Here is a 19,921-nt window from a genome sequence, read left to right on the forward strand (position 1 = left end):
AGGAGAAAAGCGTATGATAAAGGTAAATTACCGGGCACTTGGAATGCTCTCGACAAACTGCTACGTTGTGGAAAATCCGGACAGCCAGAAGGTGCTGATCGTGGACCCGGGCGATTCGCCGCTGGAGATTGAACGCCAGATCGACGAGATCGACGGCGACCCGGAGGCCATTCTGCTGACCCATGGCCATTTCGACCATATGCTGGCAGCGGATGCACTGCGGAAAAAGTACCATATCCCGGTCTATGTCCATGAAAAAGAGCAGCACCTGCTGGGGGATCCAAAGAAAAATCTTTCCGGGCTCTGGAGCAAACCGTACACGATGCAGGCGGACAAAACCGTAAAAGAGGGCGATGTGCTGCATCTCGCAGACTTTGAAATCCACGTTCTTGCGACACCGGGGCACACGGCAGGCGGTGTCTGCTACTATATTCCGGCAGAGAAAGCACTTTTTTCCGGTGATACGCTGTTCTGCGAGTCCTACGGAAGATACGACTTCCCGACATCCTCCGGCAGAGAGCTGATCGCGTCGGTCAAGCGCCTGTTAAAAGAGCTTCCCGGGGATGTGACCGTGTATCCGGGCCACAACGATGAAACTACGATTGAACATGAAAAGAGGTACAATCCCCTTGCTTAATATCAGCCTTTGTTTTAACAGAAAAGATTTTGAATACGATGTGTATTCCTTGATCAAGGCATTCTATCCGGGCTGTGAGATTACCTCATGGTACGAAGAGGATGGGGCGCTGGACGGGGAATTTGCATATTATGATACGATCACATACGAGGCGGATCAGATCTGTTTTTCGATTGCAGACGAGAAACATGAGACGCTCGCTTCGCAGTGTGAGGCGGTGGAATATGAAAAAGACCGCCATGAAACGAAAAATGTCCTGAAACGGATGGTATACCGCACGCTTTCCGAAGTGAGCGGCAAAGAACTTCCATGGGGCGATCTCACCGGCATCCGTCCGACGAAAATTCCGATGAAGATGCTTGAAGAGGGTAAAAAAAATGTAGAGATTGCGAAATACATGCGCGAAACTTACTACACCAGCCCGGAAAAGACGGCACTTGCGATCACGATTGCCAACCGGGAAAAGGACATTTTAAAGACGATCGACTACGAACACGGTTACAGCCTGTACATCGGCATCCCGTTCTGTCCGAGCATCTGCCTGTACTGTTCCTTCGGCTCCCATGTGTTAAGCCGCTGGGAGCATATGGTAGATCCGTATCTCGATGCACTGATCAAAGAACTGATCTTTATCAGTGAGAACATGAAGGATTACACCCTTGATACGATCTACATCGGAGGCGGTACGCCGACCACGCTGAATGCGGCACAGATGGAGCGCCTGCTCACGAAAGTGACAGAGCTCTTCCCGATGGAGCAGGTGCAGGAGTTCACCGTGGAGGCAGGACGGCCGGATACGATCAATGAGGAGGTCTTAAAAGCCATCCGCAAATTCCCGGTCACCCGTATTTCGATCAATCCACAGACCATGAACCAGGAAACGCTGGATCTGATCGGACGCCACCATACCGTGGAGGAGATCGAGGAGAAGTTCCGTATGGCGCGTTCCCTTGGATTTGACAACATCAACATGGATCTGATCGTCGGTCTGCCGGGCGAGGACAAGGAAAAAGTGGCGCATACGTTGGAAAAAGTGGAAGCGCTGAATCCGGATTCCCTGACCGTCCATTCCCTTGCGTTAAAGCGTGCAACGAGACTCAACCTGTTCAAAGACAAATATCAGGAAATCTCGTTTGAAAACTCTGCCGAGATCATGAAAATGACGATGGACAGCGCACACCGCATGGAGATGGGACCGTATTACATGTACCGCCAGAAAAATATGGCGGGTAACTTTGAGAATGTCGGCTACTCCCGCGAAGGAAAAGCAGGTATCTACAACATCCTCATTATGGAGGAAAAACAGTCCATTCTGGCCGCGGGAGCCGGAGCGTCCACGAAATTCGTGTTTGAACACGGAGAGCGCATTGAGCGGGTGGAGAACGTGAAGGATCTGAAAAACTACGTGGAGCGTATCGATGAAATGATCGAGAGAAAACGTATCGGAATGGAGAAGTATCTGCCAAAATGAAAGAAAATTCCAGTCAGCAGCTTCACATGCTGCGCTATACCCTGACCGAGCAGCTCATCCATGGCATGGAAGTGAGCAATTTAGCTTACGATCTTGCGCGGGAACTTGGGTATGAGAAAGAAATCTGCTATGAGCTTGCAAAAGCGGGCGTTCTCCACGATATCGGAAAGATTGTACTGGAGAATTACGTAGAAGAACAGGATACGCTCGTCGTTGAGGAGATGCGCTTTGTGCGGACCCATTCCACACTGGGCTATGAACTCCTGCAGGGACGCGGCTACTCCGATTTTGTGCTGGAGAGTATTCTGTATCACCATGAAAATTATGACGGAACCGGGTATCCGGCCAATCTGGCGGGAGAAAAGATTCCGTTTGGGGCGCGTATCTTACGCATCTGTGATGTGTACTGCGCGCTGACCTCCGACCGCCCGTACCGGAGTGCGTTTACGCGGGAACAGGCGATGGAGCTTATGACAGAAGAAGTCAAAAATTTCGATCTGAAAATGTTCCTGGCATTTCAGAGAGTGATCCACAGCGGCAGCCGGAAAGCGATCGAGCTTTCTGATGTCGATGAATTGATCCGGGAAATCATAAAGGAGAAAACAGAAAATGGCATTAAAAAAGAAACCGGTTACCGGAATGAAAGATATTTTACCGAAAGAAATGGCAATCCGTGACTACGTGATCCGTCTGATCAAGGAAACTTACGGAACCTTCGGCTTTACCTCCATGGAGACCCCATGCGTGGAGCACATCGAAAACCTGAACAGCAAACAGGGCGGCGAGAATGAGAAACTGATTTTCAAGATCTTAAAAAGAGGAGAGAAGCTGAAACTTGAGACAGCTGAGAAGGAAAACGACCTTGTGGACAGCGGCCTTCGTTACGACCTGACCGTTCCGCTCTGCCGTTATTATTCCAACAACGCAAACGAGCTGCCATCCCCGTTCAAAGCACTTCAGATGGGAAATGTATGGCGTGCCGACCGTCCGCAGAGAGGAAGATACCGCCAGTTCATGCAGTGCGATATCGATATCCTCGGCGAGCGACCAACCTCGCAGAGATTGAGCTGATCCTTGCTACCACCACACTGCTTGGAAAACTGGACTTCAAGAACTTTACGATCCGTATCAATGACCGCCGCATCTTAAAAGCAATGGCAGCCTACAGCGGATTCCCGGAGGAGTCCTATGACACCGTATTTATTATCCTCGATAAGATGGATAAAATCGGTTTTGAGGGCGTTGCCAAAGAGCTCGAGGAAGCCGGCTTTGCAAAAGAGTCCGTAGAGAAATACCTGAAAATGTTCGAGGAGATCACCCCGGATACCGCAGGCGTAGAGTACTGCCGTGAGAAACTTGAGGGATTCCTTGACAAAGAGTACGCAGACGGCCTGAAGACCATCATCGACAGTGTCAATGCCGTGAAGACCGCAGAATTCAAGATCGCTTTCGATCCGACTCTGGTGCGCGGAATGTCCTACTACACCGGACCGATCTTCGAGATCGCTATGGATGAGTACGGCGGATCTGTCGGAGGCGGCGGACGCTACGATGAAATGATCGGAAAATTCACCGGAAACCAGACCTGCGCATGCGGATTCTCCATCGGATTTGAGCGTATCGTTATGCTTCTGCTTGAGAGAGATTACCAGATCCCGGGCGCGCAGAAGAAAAAAGCGTACCTGATCGAGAAAAACATGCCGGCAGAGGGAATGCAGAAGATCATTCAGCAGGCGACAAAAGAGAGAAGTGAAGGCACGGCCATCAACATCGCCGTGATGAAGAAGAACAAGAAATTCCAGAAAGAGCAGCTTGCCAGCGAGGGCTACACTGAGATCGAAGAATTTTTTGTTGACAAAATGTAAGGAATATCCAATAATAGTAATCGCATGAAAAAACGATGTGCTGCGGATGCAGATTCTTTGTGTCCGCAGTTCCAAATAGGAGGAACAAGAAAATGGCTGAATCCATGAAAGGCCTGAAGAGAACCTGCCGCTGTGCGGAAGTCACAAAAGCAGATATCGGAAAAAAAGTAACCCTGATGGGCTGGGTACAGAAGAGCCGTAATAAAGGCGGAATTATTTTCGTCGATCTGCGTGACAGAAGCGGTATTATGCAGATTATCTTTGAGAACGGCCCGATCAGTGAGGAAGGTTTTGAGAAAGCAGCAAAACTGCGCAGCGAGTTCGTCATCGCCGTAGAAGGTGAAGTTATGGCCCGCTCCGGTGCTGTCAATGAAAATCTGGCAACAGGAGAGCTCGAAGTAAAGGCTGAGTCCTTACGCATTCTTTCCGAGGCAGAAACCCCGCCGTTCCCGATCGAGGAGGATTCCAAGACGAGAGAAGAGCTCCGTCTGAAATACCGTTACTTGGATCTGCGCCGCCCGGACATCCAGAGAAACCTGATTATGAGAAGCAAGGTGGCAATGCTCACCCGTGAGTTCATGTCAAAAGAAGGTTTCCTTGAGATCGAAACCCCGATGCTGACGAAATCCACACCGGAAGGCGCCAGAGACTATCTGGTACCGAGCCGTGTTCATCCGGGCAGCTTCTATGCACTGCCGCAGTCTCCGCAGCTGTTCAAACAGCTTCTGATGTGCTCCGGCTATGACCGCTATATCCAGATTGTAAAATGCTTCCGTGACGAGGACCTGCGTGCCGACCGTCAGCCGGAGTTCACCCAGATCGATATGGAGCTTGCTTTCGTTGATGTAGATGATGTTATCGATGTCAATGAGAGACTGCTGGCACACCTGTTCAAAGAGGTGCTCGGCGTTGAGGTACAGCTCCCGATCCAGAGAATGACCTGGAAAGAGGCTATGAACCGTTTCGGTTCCGACAAACCGGACCTGCGTTTCGGTATGGAGCTGGTTGATGTTTCCGAGACCGTAAAAGATACCGAGTTCGTTGTATTTAAGGGCGCACTTGAAAACGGCGGTTCTGTCCGCGGTATTAACGCAAAGGGACAGGGCGCAATGCCGAGAAAGAAAATCGACAAGCTCGTTGAGTTTGCGAAAGGTTACGGTGCAAAAGGTCTTGCATACATTGCAATCCATGAGGATGGAAGCTGGAAATCTTCCTTCTCCAAATTTATGACAGAGGAGCAGATGGAAGCCCTCATCAAAGCCATGGACGGACAGGCTGGAGACCTTCTTCTCTTCGCAGCAGACCGCAACAAGATTGTTTGGAACGTTCTTGGCGCACTTCGTCTGGAACTGGCAGAGCAGATGGGACTGCTCGACAAGAACGAGTACCGTTTCGTATGGATTACCGAGTTCCCGCTTCTGGAGTGGTCCGATGAGGAGAACCGTTTCACCGCAATGCATCACCCGTTCACCATGCCGATGGACGAGGATCTGCCGCTTCTGGACACCGATCCGGGCGCAGTTCGTGCAAAAGCTTACGATATCGTCCTGAACGGCACTGAGATCGGAGGAGGAAGCGTTCGTATTCACCAGAACGATGTGCAGGAGAAAATGTTTGAGATGCTTGGTTTCACAAAGGAACAGGCACATGAGCGATTTGGTTTCCTTCTGGATGCTTTCAAATACGGAGTTCCGCCTCACGCCGGACTGGCTTACGGACTGGACCGTCTTGTGATGCTGATGGCAAAAGAGGACAGCATCCGCGACGTCATCGCATTCCCGAAGGTAAAAGATGCTTCCTGTCTGATGACCGAGGCTCCGTCACCGGTTGACGCAGTACAGCTGGAAGAGCTTGGTCTTGAGGTTGAGCCGCAGGCTGAGGAAGAGACAACAGAAGAGTAAAGAAAATTTTGTGATTTACAGGACAGACAATTTTGCAGAAGTGCAGCGTTGTCTGTCCTTTTTTAGGTTTCACTCGATCGGTGTAAAGAAAAACTTAAGAAATTCTTCCACGTCTTCCCCGTTGTTTTGCTGGAAAAAAGTGCTACAATATGGTTTGTAAGAAAGATACGGAAACATCCACAGCAAGTGGAACACATAGAGAAAAAGACAAGGAGGGATCACGATGTTAGTTACATTAGTCATGCTGGCAACCTGTTTTGGTCTGCTCTGCGGAATTGGAATTTTATTTGGGATCGTCGGACTGCTGCTGAAATTTGGAGGAAAAGTCCTCGGCGCATGCGCCACTATTCTTCTCCCGATCGGCGTGATCTGGCTTGGATTTAAAATCGTGTTCGCCGTCGTTCCGCTTCTGTTCAAACTGGTCTGTGCAGCGCTGATCTGTTATCTCGTATACCGCATTCTGCGGGAGATGAAACTTGTAGCATAAAAAATAAAATCTAACAGATTCGAAAGAAAACCTGCTTTCCGTCATAAACACGGAGGCAGGTTTTTAATGACAAAAACAAAAATCTATTTTCAGAAAAAGCCAGTATTTGCTAAAAAAAGAGTAAGGAAAAAGTAAGAAAACAAAAAACAAAATGTGATACGATAGAACTAACTTGGGAAAGCAGAAAATTAATTTGTAAAATAGAAAAGTGGGAGGAAGCGTATGAAGAAAAAAGTAATCGCGATTGTGTGTGCAGTCGCAGTGCTGGCGGCAGCCGGAGGGGGAGTGACATGGCATTTCCTTGGAAACGGTACAAAAGAGGACGATAACGTCGTCTATGTCAATACTGTAAAAGCCCTGACCAATCTGGGAACTGGAAATGGAATGGAAAACCGCTATGCCGGTGTTGTGGAGTCGGAAAATACCTGGAAAGTAGAGAAAAACAGCGAGAAAAAGGTAAAGGAAGTTTATGTGGAAGTCGGTCAGGAGGTTCAGGTCGGAACACCGCTGTTCTCCTACGATACCGAGAAATTCCAGAGTGACCTCGAGCAGGCGCAGCTGGATCTGGAACGCATAAACAATGAACTTTCAAGTATGAATACCAATATCAACCAGCTTTACAAAGACAAAAAGCAGGCATCAAAAGACCAGCAGGCAAGCATCACACTGGAAATTCAGGAAGCGGAGCTGGATTTAAAGAAAAAAGAATATGAAGGAAAATCAAAACAGGCGGAGATTGATAAATTAAACGATAACATCACCAATGCGACCGTGATCAGTGAAATCGCCGGTGTCGTAAAATCAATCAACAACGATGACAGCAGCGCCGGCGCTTACTCCGGTGACAACTCCGACAATTCCTTCCTGACCGTTCTTGCAACGGGAGATTTCCGTGTAAAAGGCCAGATCAATGAACAGAATATGAGCGACGGTTCGATTACCGAAGGAAGCCAGGTGATCGTGCATTCTCGTGTAGATGAGAATCAGACCTGGACCGGAACCGTGACAAAGATTGATCGGGAAAATGCACGGACAGGAAGCAATAACGTTTACAGCAGTTCGGGAGACGGTATGACGCAGTCAAGCAACTATCCGTTTTATGTACAGCTCGATGGAACAAATGGCCTGATGCTCGGTCAGCACGTTTACGTAGAGCCGGATGTCGGCCAGCAGGAAGTCAAAACAGGAATCTGGCTGTCTGACTCCTTTATCAACGATGTCGACAGCAATCCTTACGTCTGGGCCGATAATGGAAAAGGCAAACTGGAAAAACGAAGCGTAACCCTTGGAACACACGATGAAAATATGATGGAATATCAGATCACCGACGGCCTTGCAGAAGATGATGCAATCACCTTCCCGGAGGACGGTCTGGAAGAAGGGATGAAGACCGTAGTCAGCACCGACGGATCACTGGGACAGAGCAATCCGGCCGGCGGCGAGGATGACGGTATGCTTGACAACGACGATGGAATGGTCGACGACGGTATGACGCAGGATGAAAACGGCATGGTTGACAATACCATGGACGGCGCAGAGTACAGCGGTGAGGAAGATACAACGAACGTGATCGGCGGCGCCGACAATGGTAAGGCAGAACCGGCAGACACACAGGAAGCCGGATCAGCAGATGACGGGGAGGTGCAGCCGTGATTCTGGAATTAGAGAATATCTGTAAAGAATATATGCAGGGCAAAATCCCGGTTCCGGTTCTGAAAAACATCAACTTCTCCATGGAAGAAGGCGAGTACGTTGCGATCATGGGTCCTTCCGGTTCCGGAAAAACAACACTGATGAATATTGTCGGCTGCCTCGACCAGGCGACGAGCGGACGGCTGATCCTCGACGGACAGGACATCAGCAAATGCAGTGACAATCAGATGTCGGACATCCGCCTGCAGAAAATCGGCTTTGTCTTCCAGAACTTCCAACTCCTTGCAAGACAGAGCGCAATGGAAAATGTATGCCTGCCGTTGACGTACGCGGGCGTGCCGAAAAAAGAGAGAAGAGAGCGGGCAGCGATTGCCCTCGAGCGGGTGGGGCTCGGCGACCGTATGAGTTTCAAACCGACCCAGCTCTCCGGCGGACAGAAACAGCGTGTGGCGATTGCAAGAGCGATCGTCAACCATCCGAAAATTCTGCTGGCTGATGAGCCGACCGGAGCGCTCGACTCCCATTCCGGCGAGCAGGTCATGGAGCTGTTCCAGAGCCTGAACGATGAGGGCGTCAGCATCTTGATGATTACGCATGACGCGGAGATCGCATCGATGGCACAGCGCACCGTGGAGATCCGCGACGGAATGATGAAATCGAAGGAGGTGGCCGAAGCATGAAAAAAGGAAAAGCCGCAAAGAAAGCAGCGATTGCAGTCGTGACAGCGGTTGCCGTGGGTGGCGTAAGTGTCGGCGGCTATTATGGGATTCGCCAGGCGCAGAAGACAACCGTAAAAGTGTATCCGGTCAGTGACTTTACGAGTGGATACTGGGGAGACAGCATGAACATGGAAGGCCAGATCACCTCGACGGCTTCCCAGAACATCTATCTTTCCGACAGCCAGACCATTTCCCAGGTTCTCGTCAAAGAGGGCGATGTGGTAAATGCCGGAGACACGCTGATGACATACGATACCAGCATGATCGAGCTGGATCTGGAAACGCAGCAGTTACAGCTTGCACAGACAAAGCTGAAAATCCAGCAGAGTGAAAAAGAACTGGAAAAGCTGAAAAAGACAAAACCGGTATCGGATACGCCGCTGAATCCGGTGGAGCCGGATTTCCCGGATTTCCCGGATTTTCCAGATGAACCCATCGATCCGGATTTCCCGGACGAACCGATTCCGACCCCAGAACCGGAGCCGACGTACGAGGATGCTGTTCTGTACAGCAGTACGAATAAGCTTGTATTTGGTTCCAAACCATACAAAGGAGAAGGAACGCAGGAAGACCCATACACCTATCTCTGCGCACCGGGAACAGTCCTAACAGGCGGATTCCTGAATCAGATGGCAGGATACGCGGATGAAAAGGGAACGAAAAAAGAAGAGGACAGCGAAGGATACTGGTTTCGCCTGGAGATTCATGAGGAAAACAAAGCCGCAGAGGCGCTGGAAACCGTGTGGGAGCAGGATGGAACGAAGATTGCGAAAGTATACGAGACTTCGTATGAAGCAGTCCTGAGTCTGAAAGAATCCGAATCGGCGGATGCACCGGAAATAAAAATCACCACGCCGCTTGCCAACACAGAGGTGGCAGAGGGCGGCGAGCTGAAGCTGAAAATCGGAATCAATGAGAAGAAAGATACCGAAGAGAAGCCGGATGAGAAAGCAGACGATAAAACGGATGATAGAACCGAGAGTCCGTCCGAGGACGATGTGACACAGCCGGGTGAAGCCGGAAATGGAAGCGGTGAGGCAGACGATTCCACAGAAAACACCGAAACGGATGGCACTTACACATACGTCTGGAAACACAACGGAAAGACAATCGACGGAGATTTTAAGGATACTTACACAAAAGAAAACATCACAAAAGAGGATGCCGGAATCTATACAGTAGAAGTGACAGCGAAAAATGACAAGGGTACTTCCATGGCAGTCAGCACTGCAAATGTGGCGGTAAAAGAAGGAACGATTACCCCGACACCAAGTGTAACTCCGACCCCGAGCGTTACGCCGGGACCGAGTGTAACTCCAGAGCCGACCGTCAGCCCGGAACCAAGTACAACACCGATTCCGACCACAGAGCCGGTTCCAACAGAAACTCCGGTGCCGAGCGAGACCCCAGTTCCGACGGAAACGCCGACGCCGACTGAAGCCCCGGCAGAACCGGAAGCGGAACCGCAGAGCGAAGATGCGCCGGAAGCAGTGCAGACGACAGCAAAAACCGTATTCTACGGTGAAAAAGCATCGGTACAGTCCCTCTTTACATCATCCACAGGAAGCAGCGCAAATAACAATACTTCTTCCGGTGATGATACCCAGATGACCTACACAAAAGATGAGTTGAAAAAAGCCATCAGCGAAAAAGAAAGCCAGATCCGTAATCTGAAGCTTGATCAGAAGGAAGAGGAACTCAAAGTCAAAAATACGCAGAAATCCCTGGATTCCCAGACCGTAAAAGCGACGATCAGCGGTGTGGTAAAGAAGGTTGGAAATGCAGAAAACCCGTCCAACGACGGAAGCGCCTTTATCCAGGTCAGTGGAAACGAAGGTCTGTACGTGCGCGGCTACTTAAGCGAGACGTATCTCGATCAGGTAAAAGTCGGCGATGAACTTAACGTGACTTCCTGGTCTTCGGGTGCTTTTGCAGCGGCAACCGTAACCGAGATTTCTCCGTACCCGACAACAAGCTACATGTCGTACAGCGAGACACCAGCCTCCTTCTATCCGTTCACAGCCGTTATCCCGGAAGGCGGAGAAGGTTTTGAAAACGGTGACTGGATCGAGATTGCAATCACTGTCGGAAACGATGTAGAAAACGGCAACGGCCTGTACGTCAGCAAAGAATTCATCCGCGAGGAAAACGGACAGAAATTCGTTTATATCCGGGATGAAAATGATAAATTAAAGAAACAGAATGTGGTAACCGGAAAACTTCTGTGGGGCAGTTATTACGAAGTGAAGAGCGGTCTTTCCGAAGAGGATTACATTGCATTTCCGTACGGCAAAACCGTGGTGGAAGGCGCAGACACGAAGGAATCCAGTTCATCGGATTATTACAACAGTTAAGGAGGCGCATTATGTTAGAAAATGTAAGACTTTCCTTTCAGGGAATCTGGTCACACAAAATGCGTTCCTTCCTGACGATGCTGGGTATTATCATCGGAATTGCGTCGATCATCTCAATTGTCTCCACGATCAAGGGAACGAATGAGCAGATCAAACAGAACCTGATCGGAGCTGGAAACAACAACGTGACCGTCAGCTTAAAGCAGGGCGACGGTGATTACTGGATGGACAACGGACTGCCAAGCGGCGTGTCGAAACTGTCCGATGATCAGAAAAAGCGGATCCGCGAGCAGGATCAGGTGGAAAATGCATCGTTTTACACCGAAAGAACGTATGTGAGCGGCATCGCAAAAGGAAACACAACACTGGACAGTGCGAAGGCGCTTGGCGTGGATGAAAATTATCTGTCGACGTGCGGATATCAGATTTATCAGGGACGCGGCTTTGTGGAGAGCGATTTCTCGAAGACCCACAAAGTTGTCCTCCTCGACGATACCGCAGTGCTGACACTCTTCCCGGATGAGTCGCCGGTCGGCAAAACGATCGAGATCATGGGAGAGCCGTTCACGGTGATCGGCGTGATCAAAAAAGCCGATTCGTTCCAGCCGGTCATCAATTCCAGAGATGACTACTATACGTACAATCAGGAATCCTATCCGCTGGTGCTGATGCCGGATGTCTGCTGGCCGATCGTATTCCAGTATGATGAACCGGAAAATGCCGTTGTGATGGCAAAAACGACTGAGGATATGAGCACGGTGGGAAAGACAACAGCGGATATCATGAACGAATCCGTGACCAATACAACTGATTCTCTTTCCTATCAGGCAGAGGATCTGCTGGAGAAAGCAAAGAGTCTGCAGGAGTTAGGCCAGAGCACGAACCAGCAGCTGATCTGGATCGCGAGCATTTCGCTTCTGGTCGGCGGTATCGGTGTTATGAATATTATGCTGGTATCTGTAACGGAACGTACAAGCGAGATCGGTCTGAAAAAGGCGATCGGAGCAAGAAAACGCAGAATTCTGTTCCAGTTCCTGACGGAGGCGGCAGTGCTTACCAGCATCGGCGGACTGCTCGGTGTACTGGGCGGCATCATCATGGCGCAGGTGATCTCGAGAGTATCACAGACGCCTGTGGCAATCAGCATTCCGGCGATCATCTTCTCCGTGGTATTCTCCATGGTGATCGGTATCGTATTCGGACTGCTGCCGTCGGTAAAAGCAGCAAATCTGAATCCGATCGATGCGCTGCGAAGAGAATAGAACAAAAAAGAGTTGAAAAATCCGTGCGGGCACAGCGTAGGTGCTGGATCCGTGCGGATTTTTTGTGCGGCGTGTGCGGATGAAACTTAAGATCTTTACTTTTTGCGGAAAGTCGGTTATACTGGAAAATAAGCGCAATTTGCGGCGCAGCAAAGAGGCATTCGAGTTTCGGATTCGGTATGTTTATGAAAATATAAGAAAGATTCAAAGACATTTCACATTCGTTTATGGTATAATCAAACAAGAGTATGACCAACGAAAAGGAGTATACGCGAATGAATATTTTGTTTTTTATCACACCGAAAAGTGAAACGGCTTATCTGTATGACGACTGCTCACTTCGGCAGGCCATCGAGAAGATCGAATATCATAAATACACGGCGGTTCCGGTACTGAACAAAAAGGGCTGCTATGTGGGAACACTGACGGAAGGAGATCTGCTCCGCATCATAAAAGAACGGTATCTGCTGAATTACCATGAAGCAGAGGATATCCCGCTCTGGCAGGTTCCGAAACGGTGGAATTATGAGTCCGTCAACATCAACAGCAACATCGAGGACCTGATCGAGATGTCCATGCGGCAGAATTTCGTTCCAGTTGTGGATGACGAGGGAATCTTCATCGGCATCATCCGAAGAAGAGATATCATCCAGTACTGTTATCAGAAAAGCGGCATCAAAGAAGAGGAAGAAGCCCGGCGCAGCGCGCGGAAACAAAACGCAGAACAGATGATTCTGCAGTAAAGAAGAAAATGAGGGAAACATTATGAAAAAACTGATCGATCTTATCCAGGAAGAGCTGGTAAAAGCCTTTACCGCTGCGGAGATGGACCCGTCCTATGCAAGGGTTTCCGTTTCCAACCGCCCGGATCTGTGCGAATACCAGTGCAACGGCGCAATGGCAGCTGCAAAAGCATACCACAAAGCACCGATCCAGCTGGCTGAAGCAGTTGTAGAAAAAGTGACCGATCACAGCGTGATCGGTGAAATTGAAGCCGTAAAACCGGGATTCATCAACCTGAAAATCAACCCGGAATTTCTGGCAGATTATCTTTCCAAAATGCAGAACGACAAAGATCTTTCTGTAGAGAAAGCAAAAAATCCGAAAACCATCATCGTAGATTACGGCGGAGCAAACGTGGCAAAACCGCTTCACGTCGGCCATCTCCGTTCCGCGATCATCGGCGAGAGCATCAAGCGTATGGGACGCTTCATGGGCCACAACATGATCGGTGACGTTCATCTTGGAGACTGGGGTCTGCAGATGGGACTGATCATCACCGAGCTGCAGGAGCGCCATCCGGAGCTTGTTTATTTTGATGAGTCCTTTACGGGAGAGTACCCGGAGGAAGCACCGTTTACGATCAGCGAGCTCGAGGAGATTTATCCTTGCGCAAGCGGCAAATCGAAAGAGGACGAGGACTATAAGAAACGTGCACTCGAGGCAACGAGAGAGCTGCAGCAGGGCAGAAGAGGATATCGTGCGATCTGGAAACACATTATGAACGTTTCTGTTGCCGATCTGAAAAAGAACTATGGAAACCTCGACGTTCATTTCGATCTGTGGATGGGTGAGTCCGATGCACAGGAGTACATTCCAGACATGGTAGATTACCTGAAAGACAATGGTTATGCACATTATGACCAGGGCGCACTCGTTGTTGATGTCAAAGAAGAGACAGACACAAAAGAGATCCCGCCGTGCATGATCTTAAAATCCGATGGGGCAGCTCTGTATGATACGACAGACCTGGCAACCATCATCCAGCGTATGAAACTGTACAAGCCGGACGAGATCTGCTATCTGGCAGACAAACGTCAGGAGCTTCACTTCGTACAGTGTTTCCGCTGTGCAAGAAAAGCAAAACTGGTGAATGATGATACCGTTCTTTCCTTTATCGGCTTTGGTACCATGAACGGAAAAGACGGAAAACCGTTCAAGACCCGTGAGGGCGGCGTTATGCGTCTGGAGCGTCTGATCGGCGAGATCAACGATGAGATGTATCAGAAAATCGTGGAGAACCGCAGCGTAAAAGATACGGATGCAAGAGGAACGGCACAGATTGTCGGACTGTCTGCTATTAAATACGGTGACCTGTCCAACCAGGCATCGAAAGATTATGTATTCGATGTTGAGAGATTTACTTCCTTCGAGGGAAACACCGGTCCGTACATCCTGTACACGATCGTTCGTACAAAATCCATCCTCGGAAAATATAAAGAAGAGGGAAATGAACTGAAGAAAGGCGCACTTCTGGCACCGAAGAGCGACAGCGAGAAAGCTCTGATGCTTTCCGTATCCCGTTTCAACGGCGTTGTGGAGAACGCATTCGAGGAGAAAGCACCGCATAAGATCTGTGCTTATATCTACGAGCTTGCAAACGAGTTCAACCATTTCTACCACGAGACCAAGATCTTAAGTGAGCAGGATGAGGCAAGAAAAGCATCTTACCTGGCACTGCTGGATCTTGTCCGCGAGGTACTTGAGACCTGCATCGACCTGCTGGGATTCTCGGCACCGGAACGGATGTAAGATTCGTCAAGAGGGAAAAAATAGATAAAAAACAGGCGATTTTTTTGGCAGCCGTCGGCTTCTGTAGTTCTTGCGGAAACGGCGGCTGTTGTGTTATACTTACATCACGATTTTTCATCCGCTTGGACATTCGTCCTGAAAAATCGATTCTATATTACTCTATCGAAGAGCCATTCGGCTCAATTTATATCCATGTACAAAAACAGAATATCGGACTGACAAACACTTTGACGTAAAAAGAGGAGGCGGGATCATTGGAAAAGTAGAACTTCCGGGAGGGAAGTATCGCCTGCTGTCAGTGCTCGGAAGAGGGGCAACGTCTGTCGTTTATCTTGCAGAGAAAACTGGATCCGGAAAGCGGTATGCAGTCAAGGTAAGTATATGTGACAGGGAAAAACTGCGCCGAGAAGCGTTTCTTTTACAGAAGTTTTCATATCCCGGGATTCCCTGTGCGGTGGAACTTCTGGAAAGTGGGACAAAAAGCTTTCTGGTGATGGAAGCTGTAAACGGAAAATCTATCGGACAGCGTATGCGTAAGGGAGAACGGTTTTCCAGCCGGGAAATTCTGAAAACGGGAATTGCCCTGAGCGGGATTCTCTGTTATCTCCATGCACAGAACCCGCCGGTTTTCTACCGGGATCTGAAGCCGGACAACGTGATGATAACAGAGCGTGGTGAAATATACCTTGTGGATTTCGGTGCAGCCGGAACAGAAGAAACGGGTGTGGAAGTCCGTTATGGAACCCGCGGTTATGCAGCGCCGGAGCAGTATGACGGGAAGTGTGACGCCCGTTCCGATCTTTATGCACTCGGCGCACTGCTTGCGGCAATGGCGAAGCATGCGAAAAAGCGGCAGAAAAGAGGACTCTGGCGGGTGATGGAAAAGTGTATGCAGAAAAAGCCGGAGGAGCGGTATGCGTCTGCCGGAGAAGTCAAAAAGGCACTGCGGCGGCTGGAAAGAAAGCAAAAAGGCAGGAAGACTCTGCGGATCTTTGCAGTTTTTGCTTTTCTGACAGGAGGAGCGGCTGCAGTTGCCAGCAGGATGCCATGGGGGCAGTTTCCGGCGGCAGACGAATGGGAGGAGCAGGGCGATCTCTGGTTCTGCGGAAATCCGGTGGAAGAAGGCAGTCTGCCGAACTACCAGAAAGCGCGGGAAGCGTTCTTAAAGGCAGACCATCTCAGTCAGGCGGGGCGTGTGGAGCAGGAACTTGTGGAATACTGTCTGGCGGATGATGCGGCAAGGGAAAAAATGCAGATGGAGCCATTGCTGGCTGAATTTTATGATGACACGCAGCAGGAGCCGGAAAAAGAAAAACGCTGCCGCAGATATCTTGCTGTTGCAGGAATGTATTTCAGTTTTTCCGAAGAACTGGCGCGTGAAAATGACATAGACGCCATGCGGAAAGGAATCGAAGTGCTGGAAAAGGCCGCAGGCGAGAATATGGAGGGGCAGTGGGAGGCGGTTATCTGGCAGAGACTGGCGGATGCGTGCTATCTTGGCGGAAAATCTGGGGATGGGGAAAGAGAACAGGACTGGTGCCAGGAGAGCTTTCTCTATTACGAACGGCTTCTGTGCAGCAGACAGGATGGAAACCGGCGGAAAAATCTGCTCAGGGCCGCAGAGCTGGCACTTCAGTTCGACATGCAGGAAAAAACAGAACAGTACCTCAACGAGGCAGCAGAAATTCCGGGAATGGAGGAGGACATTTTTTATCAGCAGATCAGAAAAAGATGGGAGGAAGCAGGATGAGAAAAAAGACCATATGCGCAATGATGACAGGATTCCTGGCCGTCCAGGGAATCGAAGTCCATGCGGAGACACAGCAGACGACAGGCGAGGCCGCAAGTGCGGTGGAAAGCGTGGAATTAGAAGCTGAAATCATCGAGAACAGTGATGTGACAGATGCAGACGGGAAAGCCGGACCGGAGGAACTGCTGCCGGACGAAAAGTCAGAAGAAGAACCGCCTATAGAAGAGAAACCAGAGCAGGAACCAGAGCCGCCGGAAGAGAAAACAGATCCGGCAGAGACCGGAAAGAAAGAGACAGAAGAAGAAAAAATGCTTCCCCCGACGGTAATTCCGGATCCGGAGAAAGAACCAGCGGAAAGGTGGGAAGAAGAGGAGGAAGAAATTTCGGAGGATTCAGAATCGGGGAAGCCAGAAGAATTGCCGGAGGCAGGAGATATGGGTTCCGGGGAATCGGAATCAGAGGAAGGATGTGAAGAAACAGATACAAAAGAATCAGAGACAGAAGAGTCAGATTCGGAGAGAACGGATTTTGGAGAAATGGACACAGAAAAACCAGATTATGAAGATGCAGGTTCAGAAAAATCCGGAACGGAAAATTTGATGCCAGAAGATTCGGAACCGGAAAAGCCTGATATGGAAGAAACGAAGCAGGAATCTCCGTCAACCGAAAAAGAGTCAGAAAATCAAACCTCGGAAACAAAAGCACCAGAAAAAGAGGAGCCTACCGTAATGCCAGATGCCGGAAAGTCAAACACAGAAAAGCAGGAACAAACGGAGCCCGGGCAATCGTCTCCGGAGAAAGAAGAACTCAAAACAGACGAACAGCTGCCCGTTGCTGCAGCCACGCCCGAGGAGGTGACCCAAGATCCAGATGATACTCCGCTACAAACAGAAGAAAGCAGTCCTCCGCCTGCCGAAACTCCATCTGAGACTGCCGGGAGAGCCATCTCAAATACGGCCGCAGATCATCGCCGATTTCATATTATCACAGATAGCAGACGAAGATTTCGAAGTGCCGAACCCCCTGATTATCCGCCCGGCCGACACCAGCGTCGAAATAGATCCCGGTTATACCCCGGAAATTCTGCTCGAGGGAGCCGCCGACACGGCTGAAATTCTTTCCTGCATGGTAAATGGCTCCGAAGCCGAATACGAATGGAAAGAAAACAAAATCTGTCTGAAAGCCGAGAGCCTTTCCGAAGGCTACAACCGCATCACTGTAAAAGTGCGTGGCGCAGACGGCATTGTACGAACCATGAAACCGTGGGAAGTCAACGTGAAACCAAAAACTTCCACACTTGTCAGCCAAAGAACCAGCCAGAAACCAAAAGGAACCCGCCTCTTGCAGTCCTTAAGGCGCCTCTGGAACCTGATTCGTGCCATTGCCGAAATTCAGAATCAGACCACCCGCTATCTGCGTGCACTCTGCAGAAAATAGCCTGATCCGGTTTTGTTTGTATTTCTAATTTCGATATGCTAGAATAAAAGACATGTCATACGATAAAAAAGTAAAAGAGGAAATAAGAGTATGTCAGATATGATATTATTTGATCTGGACGGAACCCTGACCGATTCCGGTCCTGGAATTACAAGATGCGTACAGTATGCGCTGGCATCCTTTGGCATCGAAGAGCCGGATCTGGAAAAACTGAACTGTTACGTGGGACCGCCGCTTCTGGAATCTTTCATGAATTTTGCAGGCCTTGGCTGCGAAGAAGCACAGCAGGCCATCACAAAATACCGGGAGCGGTACGAGGCAGAGGGCATTTTTGAAAATGAAGTATACGAGGGAATCCCGGAGGTTCTGGCGTATCTGAAAGAGAAGGGAAAAATTCTGGCGGTAGCATCGTCCAAACCGGAAAAATACGTGGAGCAGATCCTGGAGCATTTCGAAATCAGAAAGTATTTTACCGTAGTAACCGGTTCAGAAATGAACGAAACCAGAACCGACAAAGGAGAAGTCATCGCAGAGACGCTGCGCCGACTCGGAGCAGAAGACAGCCGTTCCGACGTGGTGATGGTTGGTGACAGAAGCTATGACGTAATCGGGGCAAGAGAAAACGGACTGCTCTGTGTCGGCGTATCGTATGGGTACGGCGGAAGAGAAGAACTCGAGGCAGCAGGTGCCGCAAAGGTATGTGATACACCGGAAGAACTGAAACTGCTGGCGGAGGATCCGAAAGAAGAGAAGAAAAGACGCGACCGCATCAAAAAAATGAAGCCGGAGCGTATCCCGTGGCTGACAAGAGGAGAAAGTGGAACAGGAATCTTTGCGCCGAAAGAGAAAAAAGCAGAGAATATAAAAGAAAAAAGGACAGCGAAAACAGAGCCAAAAACGGAGGAAATCGTAATTCCTATCCAGCGGAAGCTATGGCGTCTTTTAAAACCGCTTCTGACGTACGAACTGTTTCTGATCGGAGCAACCGTACTTCTGGCGCTGATCCTGATGACGTTTACGACCGGCGGTTATCTGGAAGAGCGTATGCACGCGACATCCGTTCTTGCATCAGCAATCGGCAGTCTGGCGGCGATCCCGGTTCTCTGGAAACAGTACAAAAAAGATGAAGGCATGTTCCCGAAACCGGAAAAACGGTGGAGTGCGGCAGAGGCAGCCGCCTGTATTCTGCTGGTTATGACCTTCGGCCATCTCCTGAATACTGTAATGAACGTGACCGGCTTTACCAGAATCTTTTCCGGATATCAGGACATGGCATCAAAGATTTATGAAGGACAGAACCCGCTGCTTCTGATCCTGTCCGTCGGTGTGCTGAGCGCGGCCGCAGAGGAAATTGTTTTCCGCGGCATGATTTACCGCAGGGCAAAAGATTTCTGGGGAACCGGCTGGGGCATCGCAGCATCATGTCTGCTGTTCGGTGCATATCACGGCAATGTGACGCAGTTTGTCTATGCAGCCGTGGTAAGTGTGCTTTTGATCCTTATTTATGAGCGGTGCGGAACACTCCTTGCCCCGGTTCTTGCGCACATGGCAGAAAATATCTGGGGACTTTACCGGAGCCAGTTCGTATCCTGGATGACCCAAAAAGCGCCGGCAGGTGCATGGATGTTCATCTTTTTGGAAGCGGTAATCTGCGCCGGAACGTTCTGGTATCTGTTTTTAAAGGATAAACAGGGAAAAACACAAAAATAACAGAAAAAAACCGCAGAATCCGCGAAAAAAATGCTTGTCATGAAAAAAACTCTGTGATACAATCTTACTGTTGCACAATAAGCACCCATGCGGTACCAAGGATGGTGCCTGTTTTTTGAAAAACAGGTTCCAAGGTGAAAAAA

At 49.6% G+C, this 19,921-nt stretch carries 15 protein-coding genes and 1 pseudogene; all 16 read left to right on the forward strand.

Translation table 11 applies throughout. From position 1 onward, the window contains the following. Window positions 1-13: 13 nt before the first annotated feature. The 16 genes and pseudogenes from DWZ60_RS07530 to DWZ60_RS19580 all read left to right on the forward strand — a co-directional run bounded on the left by DWZ60_RS07530 (window position 14) and on the right by DWZ60_RS19580 (window position 19,778). On the forward strand, window positions 14-637 hold the full coding sequence (locus DWZ60_RS07530) for an MBL fold metallo-hydrolase (RefSeq protein ID WP_119221461.1): 624 nt from the start codon (window positions 14-16) through the stop codon (window positions 635-637). Continuing rightward, complete coding sequence (hemZ, locus tag DWZ60_RS07535) at window positions 609-2,108, forward strand: coproporphyrinogen dehydrogenase HemZ (RefSeq protein WP_117509250.1); 1,500 nt, start codon at window positions 609-611, stop codon at window positions 2,106-2,108. Before DWZ60_RS07530 ends, hemZ begins: the two co-directional genes overlap by 29 nt. Continuing rightward, complete coding sequence (locus tag DWZ60_RS07540) at window positions 2,105-2,785, forward strand: HD-GYP domain-containing protein (RefSeq protein ID WP_117509249.1); 681 nt, start codon at window positions 2,105-2,107, stop codon at window positions 2,783-2,785. Before hemZ ends, DWZ60_RS07540 begins: the two co-directional genes overlap by 4 nt. Then, window positions 2,718-3,973, forward strand: a pseudogene (gene hisS / locus DWZ60_RS07545) (histidine--tRNA ligase). The gene DWZ60_RS07540 and the pseudogene hisS overlap by 68 nt, the downstream one beginning before the upstream one ends. A 92-nt stretch (window positions 3,974-4,065) precedes the next feature. Continuing rightward, on the forward strand, window positions 4,066-5,874 hold the full coding sequence (aspS, locus tag DWZ60_RS07550) for an aspartate--tRNA ligase (protein WP_117804368.1): 1,809 nt from the start codon (window positions 4,066-4,068) through the stop codon (window positions 5,872-5,874). Window positions 5,875-6,097: 223 nt separating this feature from the next. After that, window positions 6,098-6,361, forward strand: a complete 264-nt coding sequence (locus DWZ60_RS07555; RefSeq protein WP_022461142.1) for a hypothetical protein — start codon at window positions 6,098-6,100, stop codon at window positions 6,359-6,361. 222 nt (window positions 6,362-6,583) lie between these two features. Continuing rightward, window positions 6,584-8,014: an efflux RND transporter periplasmic adaptor subunit gene (locus DWZ60_RS07560; protein WP_119221462.1), complete on the forward strand. Its 1,431-nt coding sequence runs from the start codon at window positions 6,584-6,586 to the stop codon at window positions 8,012-8,014. Beyond that, on the forward strand, window positions 8,011-8,694 hold the full coding sequence (locus tag DWZ60_RS07565) for an ABC transporter ATP-binding protein (protein WP_117801729.1): 684 nt from the start codon (window positions 8,011-8,013) through the stop codon (window positions 8,692-8,694). The genes DWZ60_RS07560 and DWZ60_RS07565 overlap by 4 nt, the downstream gene beginning before the upstream one ends. Next, window positions 8,691-11,087, forward strand: a complete 2,397-nt coding sequence (locus DWZ60_RS07570; RefSeq protein WP_118640223.1) for an efflux RND transporter periplasmic adaptor subunit — start codon at window positions 8,691-8,693, stop codon at window positions 11,085-11,087. Before DWZ60_RS07565 ends, DWZ60_RS07570 begins: the two co-directional genes overlap by 4 nt. A gap of 11 nt (window positions 11,088-11,098) precedes the next feature. Continuing rightward, on the forward strand, window positions 11,099-12,349 hold the full coding sequence (locus DWZ60_RS07575) for an ABC transporter permease (protein ID WP_055219448.1): 1,251 nt from the start codon (window positions 11,099-11,101) through the stop codon (window positions 12,347-12,349). 275 nt (window positions 12,350-12,624) lie between these two features. Then, window positions 12,625-13,092 carry a CBS domain-containing protein gene (locus DWZ60_RS07580; protein ID WP_022461147.1) on the forward strand — a complete coding sequence of 156 codons (468 nt, stop codon included), beginning with the start codon at window positions 12,625-12,627 and terminating at the stop codon, window positions 13,090-13,092. Window positions 13,093-13,114: 22 nt separating this feature from the next. Next, window positions 13,115-14,881, forward strand: coding sequence for an arginine--tRNA ligase (argS, locus tag DWZ60_RS07585; protein WP_119221463.1), 1,767 nt, complete (start codon window positions 13,115-13,117; stop codon window positions 14,879-14,881). Between the two features lie 292 nt (window positions 14,882-15,173). After that, entirely contained in the window at window positions 15,174-16,631 is a 1,458-nt protein-coding gene (locus DWZ60_RS07590) for a serine/threonine protein kinase (protein WP_279220318.1), read from the forward strand. Next, window positions 16,628-17,743, forward strand: coding sequence for a hypothetical protein (locus DWZ60_RS07595; RefSeq protein WP_119221465.1), 1,116 nt, complete (start codon window positions 16,628-16,630; stop codon window positions 17,741-17,743). Before DWZ60_RS07590 ends, DWZ60_RS07595 begins: the two co-directional genes overlap by 4 nt. Before the next feature lie 13 nt (window positions 17,744-17,756). Further along, window positions 17,757-18,068: a hypothetical protein gene (locus tag DWZ60_RS07600; protein WP_119221466.1), complete on the forward strand. Its 312-nt coding sequence runs from the start codon at window positions 17,757-17,759 to the stop codon at window positions 18,066-18,068. 90 nt (window positions 18,069-18,158) lie between these two features. Then, window positions 18,159-19,778, forward strand: a complete 1,620-nt coding sequence (locus DWZ60_RS19580; RefSeq protein ID WP_117801725.1) for an HAD hydrolase-like protein — start codon at window positions 18,159-18,161, stop codon at window positions 19,776-19,778. The last annotated feature ends 143 nt before the right edge of the window (window positions 19,779-19,921 follow it).

The sequence above is a fragment of the Blautia sp. AF34-10 genome (assembly GCF_003477865.1).
Lineage (GTDB): Bacteria > Bacillota > Clostridia > Lachnospirales > Lachnospiraceae > Fusicatenibacter > Fusicatenibacter saccharivorans.

Bases quoted from the DNA above. Each gene is read 5' to 3' on its own strand.
- DWZ60_RS07530 (WP_119221461.1), top strand. From the start codon at position 14: ATGATAAAGGTAAATTACCGGGCACTTGGAATGCTCTCGACAAACTGC.
- hemZ (WP_117509250.1), top strand. From the start codon at position 609: ATGAAAAGAGGTACAATCCCCTTGCTTAATATCAGCCTTTGTTTTAAC.
- DWZ60_RS07540 (WP_117509249.1), top strand. From the start codon at position 2,105: ATGAAAGAAAATTCCAGTCAGCAGCTTCACATGCTGCGCTATACCCTG.
- aspS (WP_117804368.1), top strand. From the start codon at position 4,066: ATGGCTGAATCCATGAAAGGCCTGAAGAGAACCTGCCGCTGTGCGGAA.
- DWZ60_RS07555 (WP_022461142.1), top strand. From the start codon at position 6,098: ATGTTAGTTACATTAGTCATGCTGGCAACCTGTTTTGGTCTGCTCTGC.
- DWZ60_RS07560 (WP_119221462.1), top strand. From the start codon at position 6,584: ATGAAGAAAAAAGTAATCGCGATTGTGTGTGCAGTCGCAGTGCTGGCG.
- DWZ60_RS07570 (WP_118640223.1), top strand. From the start codon at position 8,691: ATGAAAAAAGGAAAAGCCGCAAAGAAAGCAGCGATTGCAGTCGTGACA.
- DWZ60_RS07575 (WP_055219448.1), top strand. From the start codon at position 11,099: ATGTTAGAAAATGTAAGACTTTCCTTTCAGGGAATCTGGTCACACAAA.
- DWZ60_RS07580 (WP_022461147.1), top strand. From the start codon at position 12,625: ATGAATATTTTGTTTTTTATCACACCGAAAAGTGAAACGGCTTATCTG.
- argS (WP_119221463.1), top strand. From the start codon at position 13,115: ATGAAAAAACTGATCGATCTTATCCAGGAAGAGCTGGTAAAAGCCTTT.
- DWZ60_RS07595 (WP_119221465.1), top strand. From the start codon at position 16,628: ATGAGAAAAAAGACCATATGCGCAATGATGACAGGATTCCTGGCCGTC.
- DWZ60_RS07600 (WP_119221466.1), top strand. From the start codon at position 17,757: ATGGTAAATGGCTCCGAAGCCGAATACGAATGGAAAGAAAACAAAATC.
- DWZ60_RS19580 (WP_117801725.1), top strand. From the start codon at position 18,159: ATGTCAGATATGATATTATTTGATCTGGACGGAACCCTGACCGATTCC.